At 41.8% G+C, this 16,692-nt stretch carries 15 protein-coding genes; 5 read left to right on the plus strand and 10 right to left on the minus strand.

Features of this window, described 5'->3' with window-relative positions; genetic code table 11:
* Positions 1–111: 111 nt before the first annotated feature.
* Together ACQKL0_RS19845 and ACQKL0_RS19850 are read right to left on the minus strand one after the other, a co-directional pair.
* Complete coding sequence (locus ACQKL0_RS19845) at positions 112–4,788, minus strand: hypothetical protein (protein ID WP_427689155.1); 4,677 nt, start codon at positions 4,786–4,788, stop codon at positions 112–114.
* Positions 4,789–5,231: 443 nt separating this feature from the next.
* Positions 5,232–6,428, minus strand: a complete 1,197-nt coding sequence (locus tag ACQKL0_RS19850) for an MFS transporter (protein WP_427689157.1) — start codon at positions 6,426–6,428, stop codon at positions 5,232–5,234.
* A 262-nt stretch (positions 6,429–6,690) separates the two neighbouring features.
* On the opposite strand from ACQKL0_RS19850, the gene ACQKL0_RS19855 reads away from it, so the two are divergent.
* Positions 6,691–8,034: a hypothetical protein gene (locus ACQKL0_RS19855; protein WP_427689159.1), complete on the plus strand. Its 1,344-nt coding sequence runs from the start codon at positions 6,691–6,693 to the stop codon at positions 8,032–8,034.
* 875 nt (positions 8,035–8,909) lie between these two features.
* On the opposite strand, the gene ACQKL0_RS19860 is transcribed toward ACQKL0_RS19855, so the two are convergent.
* Genes ACQKL0_RS19860 through ACQKL0_RS19870 form a run of 3 tightly spaced genes read right to left on the minus strand, consistent with a single transcriptional unit; the run spans position 8,910 to position 10,561 of the window.
* Positions 8,910–9,698 (minus strand): DUF4097 family beta strand repeat-containing protein, encoded by a 789-nt coding sequence (locus tag ACQKL0_RS19860; protein ID WP_402959326.1) that lies wholly within the window; start codon positions 9,696–9,698, stop codon positions 8,910–8,912.
* Positions 9,691–10,245, minus strand: a complete 555-nt coding sequence (locus tag ACQKL0_RS19865; RefSeq protein WP_402871501.1) for a DUF1700 domain-containing protein — start codon at positions 10,243–10,245, stop codon at positions 9,691–9,693. The genes ACQKL0_RS19860 and ACQKL0_RS19865 overlap by 8 nt, the downstream gene beginning before the upstream one ends.
* Positions 10,238–10,561 (minus strand): PadR family transcriptional regulator, encoded by a 324-nt coding sequence (locus tag ACQKL0_RS19870; RefSeq protein ID WP_402871504.1) that lies wholly within the window; start codon positions 10,559–10,561, stop codon positions 10,238–10,240. Before ACQKL0_RS19870 ends, ACQKL0_RS19865 begins: the two co-directional genes overlap by 8 nt.
* Positions 10,562–10,778: 217 nt before the next feature.
* On the opposite strand from ACQKL0_RS19870, the gene ACQKL0_RS19875 reads away from it, so the two are divergent.
* Complete coding sequence (locus ACQKL0_RS19875; RefSeq protein ID WP_427689161.1) at positions 10,779–11,840, plus strand: DUF2157 domain-containing protein; 1,062 nt, start codon at positions 10,779–10,781, stop codon at positions 11,838–11,840.
* The gene (locus ACQKL0_RS19880; RefSeq protein ID WP_427689163.1) at positions 11,830–12,369 is read left to right on the plus strand and encodes a GDYXXLXY domain-containing protein; all 540 of its coding nucleotides are present in this window, start codon (positions 11,830–11,832) and stop codon (positions 12,367–12,369) included. The genes ACQKL0_RS19875 and ACQKL0_RS19880 overlap by 11 nt, the downstream gene beginning before the upstream one ends.
* 70 nt (positions 12,370–12,439) lie before the next feature.
* On the opposite strand, the gene ACQKL0_RS19885 is transcribed toward ACQKL0_RS19880, so the two are convergent.
* Complete coding sequence (locus ACQKL0_RS19885) at positions 12,440–12,922, minus strand: C40 family peptidase (RefSeq protein ID WP_402871515.1); 483 nt, start codon at positions 12,920–12,922, stop codon at positions 12,440–12,442.
* A gap of 247 nt (positions 12,923–13,169) precedes the next feature.
* On the opposite strand from ACQKL0_RS19885, the gene ACQKL0_RS19890 reads away from it, so the two are divergent.
* Positions 13,170–13,607 (plus strand): DUF5391 family protein, encoded by a 438-nt coding sequence (locus ACQKL0_RS19890; protein WP_427689165.1) that lies wholly within the window; start codon positions 13,170–13,172, stop codon positions 13,605–13,607.
* 84 nt (positions 13,608–13,691) lie between these two features.
* On the opposite strand, the gene ACQKL0_RS19895 is transcribed toward ACQKL0_RS19890, so the two are convergent.
* The 4 genes from ACQKL0_RS19895 to ACQKL0_RS19910 form a co-directional block, all read right to left on the minus strand.
* On the minus strand, positions 13,692–13,964 hold the full coding sequence (locus tag ACQKL0_RS19895; protein ID WP_427689167.1) for a phage holin: 273 nt from the start codon (positions 13,962–13,964) through the stop codon (positions 13,692–13,694).
* Between the two features lie 184 nt (positions 13,965–14,148).
* Positions 14,149–15,000 carry an ABC transporter ATP-binding protein gene (locus tag ACQKL0_RS19900; protein WP_427689169.1) on the minus strand — a complete coding sequence of 284 codons (852 nt, stop codon included), beginning with the start codon at positions 14,998–15,000 and terminating at the stop codon, positions 14,149–14,151.
* Entirely contained in the window at positions 14,997–15,404 is a 408-nt protein-coding gene (locus tag ACQKL0_RS19905; RefSeq protein ID WP_427689171.1) for a GntR family transcriptional regulator, read from the minus strand. The genes ACQKL0_RS19900 and ACQKL0_RS19905 overlap by 4 nt, the downstream gene beginning before the upstream one ends.
* Positions 15,405–15,428: 24 nt before the next feature.
* The gene (locus ACQKL0_RS19910; protein ID WP_402959334.1) at positions 15,429–16,145 is read right to left on the minus strand and encodes a hypothetical protein; all 717 of its coding nucleotides are present in this window, start codon (positions 16,143–16,145) and stop codon (positions 15,429–15,431) included.
* A gap of 204 nt (positions 16,146–16,349) precedes the next feature.
* On the opposite strand from ACQKL0_RS19910, the gene ACQKL0_RS19915 reads away from it, so the two are divergent.
* Complete coding sequence (locus ACQKL0_RS19915) at positions 16,350–16,589, plus strand: hypothetical protein (protein WP_427689173.1); 240 nt, start codon at positions 16,350–16,352, stop codon at positions 16,587–16,589.
* The last annotated feature ends 103 nt before the right edge of the window (positions 16,590–16,692 follow it).

Here is a 16,692-nt window from a genome sequence, read left to right on the forward strand (position 1 = left end):
AGCATCCTCATCACTCCAAGTTTTAATACTTCTATTTTAAAACAAAAAAAACTGTAGGCAAAGTCGATTTTCATCGAGTTTGTCTACAGTCTGAACTAATAGGTTGCCCTATTAGTTCCATCGGTTGAACCAATTTTTGATTCGTTGTTTATTCTTTTCGAGAACTTCCTGCGATGTTTGGTTATCTTTTTGTTTTTTCCATTCAAAGAAAGAAGCAATGGCGATGAGGAGCCCTCCGCCGATGACTAAGTACAACCACCATGGCATCTGTCCCCACATCGAATTTGTATTCATATAGATATTGAACAAGATCGTTACGGTTCCCGCCAAGAAATATGATTTGTATTTCATCGTAAATCCAAGGAGGATCGCCGCTAAAGATATCGTCCCGATAACCAGTGCATCATATAGGGTGTTGCTTGCCATGGCATCTCCTATCATGATAATAAAGAGAACGAAGACGACGCCCATCTCGATATACTGCGTTAATTTGCCTCTATTAAAAATTTTCCGTAATAAGATGGTACTTATGATAAAGAGTGGCAGGATCTGTGCCTCTACCTCCAGGACATCCGGGAATGGAATCTTATCGATGATGACCCAATATGGAAATAGACTGAGCACTATGGAAGCTGCCAAATAGATTTCCCTTTCCTTTACTCTCACCGTCATCGCCCTCATCAAGATGAAATAAACCGGCAATAAAAGAGAAACGAAAATGTCTAGAATGATGGATTTAGATTCTCGATTATGAATATCCATCATCATCGCTACAAGGAAAAGAAATCCGTACACCCGGTAAAAATCGATTTGCAAAATGATCGCGCCTTTTTTCACGATTCCACTAAAGGATCTTCTACTTACTAACACCATTGCCGCCGTACATCCGAAAAGGACCCCAGTGCCAATGAATATGTCCAATGTTCCTGCATAGGTCATGATGGTCCAATACGGGTACAATCCAAGAATCCCTGCCAGCAATGCGTATGTTTCCCTCTCCTTTGCAGGGATCGTAAAGTGCCTCATCAAGATGAAGTACCCAATCAAGAAACAAGAAACAAGGACCTTGAGTGGCCAATACGTCGGTTCATTCATAAATGCTTCGACATTCATGGTCAGTAAAAAAAGCAAGCCATATATCCGGTATACATCCACCTTGATTCCTGATTCATCCTTCCTTACCAAGCCTGTAAAGAAATGTCTGCTCAACAGGATCATCACGAGCATACAAGCAAAAAGAACGCATTCACCCGTAATCAACGAAACCGTATGAATGTATTCCACGATGCTAATGAACGGATACAGACTGAGGATCATCGCAAGAGCGGAATACACCTCCCTTTCTTTCCGTCCATTTGTAAAGCTTCGTATCAGAATGAAATAGCCTGGGATCAATAGTGCTACAAGGACTTGTAAAAGTGGATAAGATGGTTCATGTACGAGCACTTCCCCATTCATGGCAAGTAAGAATAATAGCCCATAAATACGGAATGCATCGATTGCCGTCCCCGTTTCGTCCGTCTTAAACAGCCCTTTGAAGTATTGCCTGCTCAACAACAGCAACACGACCATACAGAGGAAATGGACAACCAGAGCTGTCACGGTCGGCAGCGAGTGGACGTAATCCCATATGTTGAAAAACGGATACAATCCGATGACGGCCGCTACACCTGAATAGATACCTCTTTCCTGTCTGCCTATCGTAAAGGTTCTCATCACGATAAAGTAAATCGGCAGCAACAAGGATACCGTTATTTTCAAGATTTCAAATTCCGTAGAATCCCAGAATACTTCCCCATTCATATCAAGTATAAAGAACAAGCCGACTATTCTATAAAAATCAATGATTTGCTTGTCACCTGCTTGGTTGACCAAGCCCGTGAAATATCGTTTACTCATGAACACCATCCCAACAGCACAGGCAAACAGGACGGCCATTCCAAGAAGTATCGATAAAGTGCCCGCATACATCACATAGAAAATGAAAGCCATGCCGAGTGGAAGCACCACATAATTTTGCCAGTTCCTTCTCATGAGTAAATACCAAGCAAAGAGAAGCTGTATAGTCACCAAACCTACCCAAATGATTTCTCGATCAAGAGGGAATTCATACAGGGCCGTTTCAACAATCGACAGGGCAGCCGTTATATGAATGAAAGGAATCAAATAAAACTCGATGACGCCTTTCCACTCTTTTTTGGAGACCGCCCATAAACCCGTAATGATTCCCGCCGTAATCATCAAGCAAATCGAAAAGACGAACCGTGTTGGCTCCACGTCGGTAAAAAACAACTGGATTTGTAGAAACAGGACGGTAAATCCAAGATATGTGAAGAGGAACCTTTCCCATTTCACCTGGGTTCGCAGTGCACTCACATATAGGAGAAGTTGTGTGATAAATAGAAAGGGTGAAACATCAGACATCGTGATCAGGATGAATCCAAGCGGTATGGCAACAAGGTTGGCCAAATGGCTCGAATAAAGGAAATACTTTCTTCCAGTCTGTGAATGCCTCCCGATCCATTCCCCGACAAGGAAAAAGATGAATGGCCCAAACAGCACAAAACCAATCTGGTATGAAGTCTCACTGAAATCAAAGACCTCATATAGAGAACCATACAATCCCGCACTTGTAACGATGACCGGAAGCCAATAAAGAGATGTACGGTGCAAATAAACGGACCACCCGTTTATAGCCGTCGCAATAGCCAGTAAAACGGTGACCTCCAAAGGACTCAATGCACCATATCCGACCAGCAAGAAAGCCATGAAGGACAGGAACTGGCCACTAAAGAAAAAGGGAGGGAAGAAGATCCCCAATGATTTTTTCAAGGCATACGCTGCTCCGATGGAAATCAGGGCTACCATCATTAGATGCATGCTGAATGCCATATTCGACTGAAACCAATCGCTTCTTTCCATCAAATACGGGTAAAACGCGATAAGCCCCAGTAAGAAGGAAATCGGAAATCCATATACACTGACTTCCTTGATTTGTCGAGCATCCCCTTTAAGATAGGTAAGAAAGAACGTGCCAGATACTACGATAAGACCGATGCCTACTTCTACCCAGGCCATCTCGCTAAATTTGATTGTCAATATTCCCACCATGATCAAGGAAGAAATAAGCAAGACACTCTGTTTAAACAAGCCGTACCTTGCATGGCGATTGTATACATACAGACCGACATACAAAAGGATCTGAAGAAGGAACATCAGATTCAAAACAGCGGGGAAAGCAAGTGAAAACGCAAAACAAAGATAAAAGCATCCAAAATTAAAGACAGCAACCGCCGGATAGGTGAAGTTCCTATTTTTCGTGTGCAGGGCAACATAAACCAATTGGGCAGTCACGATCATCAGAGCGATAAAAATCTGGGCATATTTTTCCTGATAGGCCATCGCATTGATATATAGGAAAACGATTCCGACCTCGACCAGGCTGGTCACCATGAAGCTTTTGGATAGCCCAGGCTCATTCCTTCTTGCCATATAAGTTGAAAGTGCCATGAAAATCAGCGGGATACTCGCATAAGCGATGACCATGTAATCGCTTAGAACAGAGTTAAAGACAAAATGGATATATCCATAAGTGAAGATGAAATTGAATGCCAGCTCATGATACTTCTTGTGGAATTTCACGGCCAATATTAAAAACAAGATAGAGATGACCATCAATGTAATCGAATAGACCAAGTTACTCGAAAATAACGTGAAGGCGACAAAGCTTTCCACGATGATCTTAAACTGGATGAATCGAAACAGATATGGCCTGAATAGGGCCAACACCTTTCGATTCTTCAGATATTCGACGTTCCATACCAGCAATAAATTAAATATACTGACCATCAATAACAACCACTCGATTGTCGGCGTCAAATAGGCAAAACCGAAATAACATGTGATGGCAAAAGTGAAAATGGAAATGAAAATGAATATTTTCGACTTAAAGTATGCTGCAATTCTGTAATAAATCCCTAAGCAAAGGAGACCGCCAAGAAACCCAAGCAGGCCTCCTCCCCCGCCTTCCAGGGATAAATACTCTCCGAAGATCTGATAATAGGAAGCTGATAAAATCGTAATCGGGATAAATAAACTGGCCAATGTCAGAAAAGCAAAAGCCGTTTGTTCAATTTTCAGCTTGGAAGCGATAAAGGCCATGCCAGTGAATACAACAGACACCATACCAATGAACAAGACCTTCCACACCGCGTTCAAGTCCCCCCATGAACTGGTAGCCAAAATCAATCCGCCAAATAAGAGAAGAATGACTCCGGTAAGGAGAACGACGGAAATATTCCTCTCCCGTATCTGCTCCGGTGTCTTTTTCGGTTTTTCTGGGCGCACAACCTTTTTCTTCTGAGTCACCTGTGGCTGGGGAACAGTTTTTTCCACGGGAGCGCTTATGATGACCGGTTCCTCTAGAGGCCTTGAATCCTTTTTCTCTTCGGTGGATTCCTCGACTCGTGGAAGATTTGGCAGATTAGGAGTCTCTTGTACCGTTTGCTCTTCCCCTGTCACGTCATCAACAGGGTAAATGGATGTTTTCTCGTCTTCACGCTCCTGACTTTTCCTTGCAGGCTCTCTTTCAAGTTCAGCTTTCTTTTTTGCCTCATTCAGGCGCTTTTCCTGATAGATGGCCAGTTGAACATGCCTGTCATATGCCCGGCTGATCCGGATATATTCGGTTTTAGGAATGAGCCGCTTTTCCCATAAAGCTTGGAGCTCCTCTTGGAAAATCTGCTGCCTTCTTTCTAAACCCATTTCCTCATTTGAAGAATCAACCATCCAGAAACCCCTTCCTTCGCCATAGCTTCTTCCCATTTTATGTATCTACTACTTTTGATAATAACAAAAATTACCTTATTATAGAATATTAAACCATTTAATAACGAACAAGCCATCGATTTGACAGCCAAGGTTAGTCCCCTTACCCTATGTGTCCAGTTTCCTAGAAATAGAGAAACAAAGATAGCCCAATGCCACTAGTACGATAAAAATAGGAATGGCAAAAGGCGTCAAAAAGCAAAATACAAAGAAAATGCTGCTAATCGCGAATAGAATCCAGCTTATGATTAGGAAAAGACTCGAAAAAAAGTCCGACATTTCATTACTCACGCTGTTCACCCCCACAATAGGTTCATTGAATCATATAATGTTACAATCCTTCGGGACCGTATTGAGGATACAAGCACAAAAAGGGCGACCTACTAGCGATCACCCCCTCGTTTCTATAATGTTCTTAACTTATCCTCACTTCTTACGATCCATAAATAGACCATGATTGAAATCAAAATCGAAAAAGCTGCCGTGACATAAATGCTTCGGTACCCGAATAGATACCCGATCTGTCCGAACACGATGGCTCCTATTCCAACGCCCAGGTCGAAAAAGGAAAAGTACGTGGCATTCGCCATCGCTTTACGATTGGGGGCCGTTTTCTCGATTGACCATGCCTGCAAGGCCGGCTGCACAGAACCGAACCCCATTCCATAAAGCACGGCTGCGATGTACAGAACCGATTCACCCGGCATCCATGCCAATAGGAACATCCCCGACATAATAAGCAATGCGGAGGGCACGAAAATGGCCCGGTGGCCTCTCCGATCATATAAACGTCCGGAAAATAACCTCGTAACCATGAGTGCCAAGGCATACAGCAAAAAGTACCACTGAATGCCACTGACCCCTTTTTCCGCCGTATAAAGTGGCAGGAACGTCGCAATTCCTCCAAATGTGACGGATATGAAAAAGATTAACAGCGAAGGCTGCAACGCACTTTTTTCATAAATATCAAACCGTTTAGCGCTCAATGCGGCAATCGGATCTCTTTCCACTTTCTGATAGGTGATCAATGATGCCATGATCATGGCCAGTATTCCCAACAGCGAGCAGATCAGGAATAACTGTTGAAATGGAAGGACTGTCACAAGAAAAAGGCCAAGTGTCGGTCCAAGTGCAAGTGCTAGATTACCAGATAATCCGTAATACCCCATCCCTTCACCGCGACGTTTAGCCGGAATGATGTCAGAAGCAATCGTTCCGGACGCCGTTGAAGACAACCCCCAGCCGACTCCCTGAACAATACGCATCAAAAATAACAAGCCGATGCTTCCCATGAAACCGAAGGAACCCACAGAGAAGGCGAATATGGCCAACCCAATCAGAAAGATGATCCTTCTTCCCTTCGTTTCCAACATCTTGCCCGCAAATGGCCTTATAAGCAATGCAGAAAACGTGAATACCCCAAGGACTGCCCCAACCAGGCGGTCATCCCCTCCAAGTTGCTCAACAAACAGCGGGATCGTTGGCATCGTCATTTGGAAACCCATGAAGATACATAGATTCGCCAAACAGATCATGACAAAGTCACGCGTCCATATTCTTTCCGAACCTTTAACCCGTTCCTCGGCTAATGGTTCCCCCATATGTTTTCACCTTCTATCCGAAATAGTCATTTCCAGTTTACTAAAAAAGGAAAAAATTAGCGATGAATTGAATTTTGAAGTGCCAAACGAATCAAATTATAACGCCCCGTTCAAAACGGGACCCCTTGTATCCTTATTTCTCCCTGCCCCTTACTTTTCATGAAAAATTTTTTTAACAGCATGCTACTTTTTCCTTTTTAGAGTTTATATAGACAGTGAACTCAAAATAAACCTCAATGGGCTAAAAAGGAGCCGAAAACTAATGATCTATGAAGAAACGTATCGCTATTTATTACGAAATGTAAACTCCACTGAATTCGACACATGCTTATACTCCGTATTGCATATGGATTGGGATGGCGTAATTCAAAGCCCGATTCACCAAATGGCCAAAGGAATAGGAACGACTGAAAAATACCTAAAGAAAATCATCAAGAGGCTATCATCGCCGCAGCCCGGTTGCGGACGTAGAATCTTCCTTCCGGTCGATCAGGAAATGGTGACGAAATACCAATTCAATTTAGGTCCAACCGGCAGCTTCACCAACAGAAAAGATCGATATTGTAAAAAATACTGTTTCTTCTTTACTGATGCCTTTCGCAGTCTCCCCCTAGCGGCCAAGAGACTTGTACTTATGGCTGCCTTCACGATGTCCGTGAAAAAATCCGAAGTCGTCTCACTGAATTACGAGGAAGTCATTCAGTCGGGAAGTTCCCTGGCTAAAAGAAAACATATTTACGAAGCGATGAAGATCATTAATGAAACATTGAACGGCACCATGGCCTTTTCCATGGCTTCCTCCACTTTCAACCGTAAGGAATTCATCGTGGTTTCCTTCAAAACGGGCACACTTAACGAGTACCTCGAAAATCGGACAGAAAGAATGATGTTGAGAAAAACCATATATGAAGCGGGGTTTCTGGAACATATTGAGGATAAAGTCTGTATCGAACTGGAGCGTGTCGGAAAATATATTTTCCATTCGTTTCTTCATGCTGCAGAAGGACCTGTCAAAGACGAGCTATTGAAACTAGCGCGCTTCATCTATCAGTCTTCCCTTAAAAAGTTTGGCTGTGCCTTGAACGGCAACAAACCATTATTGGCTGAGCCGAAAGAGGCTTCCGCTTATTTCAGTACGATCGTATATAATGAAGCATTAGAACAATTGGGGGTATATGCTCACCAGGCTTCCTGCATAAAAGAGCTTGTAGACCGCGAACAATTTCATCGCGAGATTTCCGAGAAATCTTTGGACCGGCATGTAGATTATAGTGAAGTGGATGAGCATATTGAGCCCATTCGTGCGAAGTATAACCTGGCAATCGACATGTACCAGACGCTGAATAAATGGTGCGAAGACTGGGTGATTTCCCGGGTAAAATCCGCAATGACTGAAACAGGATCATCTAAGAAACGGATCTTAAACAACCAAAGTCCATCCGACTATCTCGACTACCTGAAAAAACATACATACGAGCAACTGGAACGACACATGTCAGTGTACCGACACATCAATCATGGTGAATATGTTCTGGATATTTTACAACAGAAGAAAGAAACCCTCCAATCCTATTTCGCCATTCAGAAAGAGCGCCTGAAAAAATAAAGGGAATCATATAACTCAGTGAACACTGGCTTTTGGGCGAGTGTTTTTTGTCATGCATCCTTATCCTTCCTTTCACTCAGAAAACCCCATGTTCCTTCCCACATCGTCAGAGTCGATAGGATTTCCTCTGATTTTCTCTTCCCTTCCTATGAATAACCTGTATTCAGTTGTGGATAACCACCTCCTTCCTTCACATATCCGATACTTGTCTGTGAATAAAAAAGGAACGTCCCTACTTTTTCCTGATAGGCATCGATGAAACCAGTCATACCAACGGTTTTCTCATAAAAGTTATCCAAGGGTCTAAAGAAAGGGTCTCAATCACTTATCTAAAAAAAGTTCTGAATATCGTTATGAATATCGTTATGAATAAGGGAATGAACGAGAGTCCCCCCTTCACCATAAGAAATATAGGTAGCAAGTAACGATGATCTAGATGAATTAGATAGTTCAGCACATATGCAAGCTAGGAGGTGTGAACGATTTTTATTTTTATTCATAAAATCGGACAAATCCTTTCATATTTTGGGTAAGTGATAAAGTAGATTCACGAATTCCAGAAAGGAGCTGACAGGTAGAGAAGCAAACAAGGCAGACGATACTTGAAAATTACTTACCATGGTTTCACATTTTGCAAACCTACTACCCCCTTATTTTCTCTGCACTTGACGCAGTAGAAGACAAGTAAAGGCATCTAACTGATTGAGCTGTAATGCGTACTGAGCTTCCATGAACTTGTATATCCATCCCCAAGGATACAAGCCATTTTAACTAACGAATAACGACCAGATCAGTTGGGTGCTTTTGTCATGAACGGACAAACGTCCCCCGCCTGGCAGGATTCCTGCCAGGCGGGGGACGTTTGGGTTACTACATTATTTGGTCACTTCAATTTTGCCGTTGTTCGATTCTAGATCAACCAAATTTTCTCCCTTTCCAATGACCGTATTCCCCTCATATTTATCGAGGATATTGATGGTACCATTATCGACAGATACCTTGAAGGTTGTATTCGTCGGTTCTTTATCCGTTTTAATGATAATCTTTCCATTGTCGCTCTCTAATTGAATGTTCCGATCTAAATCCTTTGTAACGAGCGATATCTTACCATTATTTGAGGAGCCCTTGAGATTGCCCTCTACATCATTAAGGTCCAACCTGCCATTTGCACTTTTTGCATCAATGTTTTCAGCTACAATCTTATTTAATTCAATCCGTCCATTATCCGTTTTCACTTTCAAATCCTTTATTTCCAATTCTGATATTTTCATCTTTCCATTATCATTATCGAAGACAAAGGAATCATACGACTTTTGCGGGACATATACGTATAAATGAGAGGATTGAAAGTTAAATCCAATGCTGAAGAGATTAGGTTCCTTCAATCTAATGGTCAGCTTCTTTCCTTCCACGTCGGCAGCTAAATCCAACTTAGACACATCCACGCCTTTTGTGACAAGCTCCACTTTAATCTCTGTATCCGAAGTCGGAAGAACTTCTACCGTTGCATTGTCCGAACGGACCTCGATATCCTTTACCATTTCGGCACTCACCTTTTTCTCTGTCGTAATCTCATCATGATTGGTTTGTGAATACGTAAAGAGACTGCCGATACCGCCAACGATCAATAGAAACAACGCAAGGATTGATAATTTTTTACCCATGCTTCACACCACCCTTTACAAGAGACACGTTAAATTTTAAGTAACGAATAAATCCTTTAGTAAGAGCTTTTGTTGCAATGAACATCCCCATGGCGATGAATATTCCGATTCCACAAATACCAAGTGAAGCAAACAAATCAAACAATCTAAATTCACCCATGAACAGATTAATAAGGATGCTAAGTGGAGCGAGGATGAACCCTAAAGATGCTACCCATCCCGAAAACACGACGCCCACCAGTGCAATGAAAGGCCCGAGGACAATCACAATATTGAAGAATCCCAATCCAATCACGGCCCATACTGCCCGTAAGATGTTTCCCGTGGAAGTCGTTTGTTGAACCATATCAAGATGGTAGGATGCCAGAAGCTCCTTGGCTATTTGTTTTGGGTTTCCTAGGGACGCTGAGATTTCCTGCTCCGACTTTCCCTTTTCTATTCCAATTGTGAAGTACTCTTCGTAATCTTGCAGGATATCCTGCCTTTCTTCTATAGAAAGCCTCTTTAGGGAAGCTTCCAACTGCTTTAAAAATTGTTCTTTATTCATTTACGACACCTTCCTCGATTAATTGATTGACTCCATTAGAAAATTCATTCCACTCTGTCAGCAATTCGTGAAGGTATTCCCGCCCTTTATCAGTCAACTTGTAATACTTACGTGGTGGACCCTCTGATGATTCTTGCAAATATGTCGTAAAGTACTCTTCCTTCGTCAATCTTCGTAACAGTGGATAAACCGACCCTTCCGATATTTCAATCTGGTCTGAAATCTTCTGAACTAGCTCGTAGCCATATCGATCTTGCTTATCAAGCAACACCAGTACGCATAGCTCCAAGACGCCCTTCTTAAACTGTACATTCAATGCACCATCACTCCTTTCTGATATGTCTCGGTACTATCTAATGAACAGTACCTGACAGCGAATAATACATCTTATTCAATAATTTACCACATGCTACTGTTTAATGCAAGGTACTGTGGAAATTATTTTGTTAATTTTTTCAAGTTGTTTTTTCTTCTTACTTCATCTTCCCCGATTCAATCCGTATAATAGAAGGATATGGAAAGGGGGAATTGATTTGGTCAAAAAAGAAATAACCAAAAAGCAGTTTGAATTTCTTGAACAAGAATTTACCTACCTGCAAAATGGCGGGACCATTTCCGAGGAAGAGAAGAAAAAGATGTTAGCATCCTATGATGTGAAGGCCTCTTTAAGTTTCGTCTCCATCCTATTAGCGATTGGGGCCATCCTGTTAGGGCTTGGGGTCTTAACATTCGTGGCCAGCAACTGGATGTATATAAGTAAAGGCGTTAAATTCCTATTGATCATCACCTGTTTGATTGGCGTGAATGTTGCCGGGGTCAAGTGGGAGACACGCTTTCCAAAAACCTCCCGAAGTCTGCATTATGTCGGGATTCTCCTATTTGGAGCAGGTATATTTTTAGTCGAGCAGATGTTTAACATCAGCATCAATTTTAACAGTTCCTTTTTGTTATGGGGGATTGGAGCCATCTTCATCGGATATTACCTAAAGGACGCCATTGTCCTCCTATTCACTTCTTTTTTACTGTTCGTTTACCTTAATGGCAGCATCTTTCTTGATGAAACGTCTTACCCGCTGGCCATTATCATCCTTCTACCGGCTTTATATTTTCTAGTAAAGCAACTCAACTATCCTAGGTTTCTATCCTTTATCGTTAATGGCTTAACGATCAATGCCCTCATCCTTTTTCTCATGGAATTCGTACCTAAGCTCGTGGAGGGTAACGGGGATACCATCATTCTCTCGATTCTTTTTATCGTAGGAATCCTGCTCGCTTACATTCGCGTTCCAGTTAAGTTGCAGAGAATCACACATATTCAAGGACATATCCTCCACGGGGTTGCGGCTATTTTCTTAACTTACGAGCTTGCCATATGGTTTCCTTTAGCTTATTTTCTTTTTCTCCTTTACCTGATACAAAAAGGAAGCTTGACCAGTATCGTGATCATATGTGCATTGATATTCAGGTACTATATCGATTCCTTTGAATTCCTGCCGAAGTCACTGACCTTCATCATCGGAGGCCTCCTGCTCCTTGTGTTTGGCTTCTTCTTTGAAAAACAACGCCAAAAAGGAGGGGAATCCATTGAATCGTAATAAATTTTTGCGCCCGCTCATCGTATTCGCCATTCCTGTTTTGATTCTTATAGCCCTGGCGGTTCCACCCGTCTGGACAACTATGTTTGGTGAAGAAATCAAAATCCGAACGGCTCCGATCGATCCGACGGACTTGTTCAGGGGAAGCTATGTAGCATTAGGATATGAGATAGAATCCGTCACGCTCGACCAACTTGATGAGACGGTGAAAACTGATTTCCACAGTAAGAATGTCGGAGATTACAAAAGTGTATATGTTTCATTAAAACAAGACAGTAATGGGCATTACGGCGTCCACCATGTATCGAAGGAAAAACCGGATGAAGACATGTATCTCAAAGGAAAATTACAAATCCCCTATGATTTACAAAGGGCCTCGTCCATTCACATTAAATATGGCTTAGATAATTATTACGCTCCTAAAGACAAGGCATTGGAACTGGAAATGTCCGCTGCTGCAAAAACGGCCATGGCCGTGGTGAAAGTGAAGAACGGAAATGCGGTATTGCAGGAAATCATCGTACCGTGATTACACATGCGAAAAGCATAGAAGGCATCGAATGAGATGCTTCCTATGCTTTTTTATGGCACACATTATTTTATTTGATGAGCCTTTTAGCCCCGATATAGCGATCCTTCCAATACTTGTCGCTCATCTTCACGACCTTCACGCCTTTTGTGGTCGTTCCGACAAATGTACCGTTCCCATTATAAATGCCGACGAAGGAAACCTTGCCTTTCTTGCTACCGGTCGCATAAAACACCAAATCACCTGTTTTTAAGTTTTTCTGTTTTACAGCCTTTCCTTTCTTATACTGTTCCGCACTGGTTCTCGGAATTTTCATGTCTGTCGCCGCTTGTTTATAAACATATTGAGTGAGTCCACTTGCATCGAATCCTTTTGGTGTCGTTCCGCCATATTTATAAGGGCTTCCCACTTGTTTTGCTGCTACTGCAGCCACTTCGTCTCCATAATTAATGGACGCCGAAGCATTGGCCGGACTGAAAACGAAAGCTACCAACAATGCGGCAAGTGCAAGTACGGCCACAAGCCATTTTGAAACAGGTAATCTAAGACTCATCTTTTTTCTCCCCCAATCTGTAAATGAAACACAATTTTAAATATATGAAGTACATTCGCTTTCATTCCTTGATTCACCTTTTTTTCAAAAAAAAGCTTTGTATTGAGGATGAACTCTACAATCCAGACAAAAACTTAGAAACTTCTTAGATCAAATATAAAAAACGACACTGTTAAATTATGTTAAATTAAGTATAATCATGTATGAACCATTGTAAGTAATTTCAATAATAGACTGGGGGTTTTTTATGAGGAATAAAAAGAAAATAATCATCATGACATTATTTTCAGCTTTGCTATTTTGCATGGTCATCGTTTTGAGTTCTCTTTCACCACTAGCGGATACAGGTAAAAATGCGAATCAATTTAATTCTATCGGGATGTGGCTTTCCATTGCGATGATGCTGGTACTGTATTTCGTCCCATTGCTCCTGTATGTTATCGGCTTGGAGTGGATGAAATATGTAATGGCCGTATTCTGCTCATTATCCTTACTGTCTTTATTACCCATGATCGGCATAGTCGTATTTCTTGGTGTAATGGAAGGCTTCACTTCATCACTCATCGGCGTGGTCATCGTCAGTGGGATGAATATACTCATCAATACAATCTGGTTCTTCACGGCATTCTCTAAAGGAAGCAAGACTTCCATTGGAGGAAGTTTGAAAAATCCTATTCAAAATTAAAAAAAGAAACCAGATATCACCGTTCCATAGATAGACGGTGGTATCTGGTCTCTCCGCTTTCTTTGATTCAAGAAGGATGATCTACTATTTAGGTTTCTCGTATTTCTTAGCCTCATCACTGTCGCTCATGCCTTGTGTCGTATGGTCAATTACGCCGCCGATTCCAAAAAACGTAAGCGCAATGAAATTAATGATCCTCATAGCCCCGTTCAATGCATCATCGGTGATGGTAAAGCCAATCGGGTGTATAAAGTTATTGATAAACGCAGCAACCATCTGCGTTACCATCAAAACACCTGGCAAAAATACAGTAAAAATAAACGTAGGATTTTTAAAACGAACTTTCCAGTTAATCAATTTTCTCTATCCCCTATTATCAGTGCCGTCCACACTACAATGGTACGAACTTGCTATATCATATGCTGCTTGTCCTTTTAGCGTTCGGAAAATTCATGCCCCCCTAGAAAATCCCTTAGACCAAAAAAAGGAGATCCATCCAAAGACAGAACTCCCTTTTAGATCCTTATAGCATCACCGCACCTCACTTTAACAAATAGGTGACGGCTTCCTCTAGTTCAACAAATTCATCCGTATGCCACTGCATGTTTTCATTTTGAAAATACGCTTCTGTTTCGAGTGGCAAATTAGACGTAATCATCCGCAATCCCTTTCTTTCTATTTCCCCTGGAATGGAGAATGCCGGCAAATCCTCTGTTAACCAATACCGTTTATATTGCTGTCCCAACTGATCCTTTTCGAAATGACCGATGAGCTGGCCGTGATTCATGAAAATCAGGTAATCAGCAAGTTTGCGGATGTCTTCCATTTGGTGGGTCGAAAAGAAGATGGTTTTCCCTTCCCTCTCCATCCACTTAATCAAAAAATTCATGTATCGCTGTTTTGAGATGATGTCCATAGAAGCCGTTGGCTCATCCAGGATCAATAGTTCGGCATTTCTTGCTAAAGTCAGCGCAGCTATTAGCTTTTGTTGATTTCCCTGGGACAACTTTCCATACTTCTTATTCAGGGGGACCTCGAAGGTTGTGATCACCTCGTCAAACAATACCTGATCCCAAGTGGGATACCATCTAGAAGATAACCGCAGTAATTCATGCCCCGTAAACGAATCGCAGCCAATCAAAGCTTGTGGCTGATAAGCGACTTTTTGTTTCCAGGCTTCATCTTCCTGCTTCGTATTATTCCCAAAAATGATAATATCACCAGCATCTTGTCGTGCCAATTGCATGACCATCTTCAGCAGTGTACTCTTCCCGGCGCCATTATTCCCAATCAAGGCTGTCACGGTACCTGGCTCTAGCGTCAAATCAATCGGTCCCAACGAAAAGTCCTCGATTTTCTTTTTGACAGAATGAATCTCAAGCGACGTTGTCATGGTTTCTCCTCTCCTTTTTCCGTTTTGAGCTCTTCTATTAAACCCGTAAAAATTTCCTCAATTTCCTTGAATGAATAGTTTTGTTGAAGGGCAGCTTCAATGCTATTTTTCATGGCTTCCTGGACTGATTTTATTTTCACACTTCGGAGAAGGCTTTCCTCAACGTCTGCAACGAACGTCCCTTTTCCCTGGATTGTTGTGATAAAGCCTTCCGTTTCTAAATCTTGATAAGCTCTACGGGTCGTGATGGCACTGACTTCCAGATCTTTAGAAAGCATCCTGATCGATGGCAAAGGTGAACCCGAAGACAGCTGTCCGCTTGCTATCAAAGCTTGGATTTGAGCCGTTATCTGATGATAAATGGGGATTCTTGATTCTTTTGATAAACGAACCGGCAGCTCCACTTTACTTCTCCTCCCTATATATCATTATTTTAGATAATCAATTTGGAACATTTTCTTTTTCATATATCGCTTCCAGAAGTAATAGCCCCCGACCGTTACGACTGCCGAAATGAGAATCGACCCGATCGCGAAGTTCTTAGCCGCTTCCATCGCCCAACCGACAACTCCCCTATCTGTTTTCAAGGATAACCACACGAGCACGGACGTCACTCCACCATAAAAGACTACACTATATATACCTAACTTAATCGGGGTGATTCGTTCCCCTACATCACTTGCTGCAAAAACGAAAGAGGACGAAACACCAAAAGCCAGCCAGATAATCGAGAAGGCAACATACTCCAAAACAACCATGGATTCTAGAAGTCTTGGAGTAAATAATAACAAGAACAAAACCTGGAAAGGCAGACTAGGGAACAGCATGTGAACAAACCGGCTTTTAATCAATACTTCCTTTTCGATAGGAAACATATTTAACATCATGAAAAACGGGGACACCCAAACATCTCCCTCCACCTTTTGAAGCTGCAATTCTTTCGGCCTTACCATGAAGGCCACACAACCAAATGACAATATAAAACCAATGTCGGTCAAAAGTGATGGTGCCTGAGTCTCCACTTCCAAAACCCATGAATAGGAAGCAGCCAGTACAAACAGTGCAAAGAATAAACATAGCGTGCCGAACCAAGATTTCCTCCATTCGATACTTGCGAGCCAAAAAGCATCTTTCCATGTATTCATCATCTAAACTCCTCTCAAATTGTTATGGTGTTTATATCTATATACACACTATATGTTAAATACATACAATTATCAACCATAAAAGTAATTTTTAGGTAAAAAAACTGATAGGCTCATAGAAAAGCTTAATCCCTTAGCACTTGTATATGGGAATTTTTGAAACCTTTCTAACAGGGTAGCCGTAAATAAAATAGGAGGTGTACCATGAAAAAGTATGCGATATTCATATTGAGCTTCTTGTTACTCTTTACCTTGCTACACATTTCAGCAGGTCTATTATTAACCGCTACATATACTCCCAATCCCACTAACGTACGGGAACTGAGCCTCCCATTAACCCAGGAAGTGACTTTTGGTGATCAGTCACAAATCCCGACTTTATTGATTGCAACAGTAGCGGCCACTTTAGCTTACCTAGTCCCAACGAAATGGGGAAAGAATTAAATAACAAGAAAGGGGCTGTCTAATAAGTCCCTAAAATAAAACAGGTGGAGAAAAACGAGTTGTTTTTCTCCACCTGTTTTTCTATTTTTATAATTATTCATTG

It is taken from the genome of Peribacillus sp. NPDC097264, from assembly GCF_050277925.1.
Lineage (GTDB): Bacteria > Bacillota > Bacilli > Bacillales > DSM-1321 > Peribacillus.

Excerpts from the sequence above, each read along its gene's own strand:
- ACQKL0_RS19845 (WP_427689155.1), bottom strand. The coding sequence starts at position 4,788 with ATGGTTGATTCTTCAAATGAGGAAATGGGTTTAGAAAGAAGGCAGCAG.
- ACQKL0_RS19850 (WP_427689157.1), bottom strand. The coding sequence starts at position 6,428 with ATGGGGGAACCATTAGCCGAGGAACGGGTTAAAGGTTCGGAAAGAATA.
- ACQKL0_RS19855 (WP_427689159.1), top strand. The coding sequence starts at position 6,691 with ATGATCTATGAAGAAACGTATCGCTATTTATTACGAAATGTAAACTCC.
- ACQKL0_RS19860 (WP_402959326.1), bottom strand. The coding sequence starts at position 9,698 with ATGGGTAAAAAATTATCAATCCTTGCGTTGTTTCTATTGATCGTTGGC.
- ACQKL0_RS19865 (WP_402871501.1), bottom strand. The coding sequence starts at position 10,245 with ATGAATAAAGAACAATTTTTAAAGCAGTTGGAAGCTTCCCTAAAGAGG.
- ACQKL0_RS19885 (WP_402871515.1), bottom strand. The coding sequence starts at position 12,922 with ATGAGTCTTAGATTACCTGTTTCAAAATGGCTTGTGGCCGTACTTGCA.
- ACQKL0_RS19890 (WP_427689165.1), top strand. The coding sequence starts at position 13,170 with ATGAGGAATAAAAAGAAAATAATCATCATGACATTATTTTCAGCTTTG.
- ACQKL0_RS19900 (WP_427689169.1), bottom strand. The coding sequence starts at position 15,000 with ATGACAACGTCGCTTGAGATTCATTCTGTCAAAAAGAAAATCGAGGAC.
- ACQKL0_RS19910 (WP_402959334.1), bottom strand. The coding sequence starts at position 16,145 with ATGAATACATGGAAAGATGCTTTTTGGCTCGCAAGTATCGAATGGAGG.
- ACQKL0_RS19915 (WP_427689173.1), top strand. The coding sequence starts at position 16,350 with ATGAAAAAGTATGCGATATTCATATTGAGCTTCTTGTTACTCTTTACC.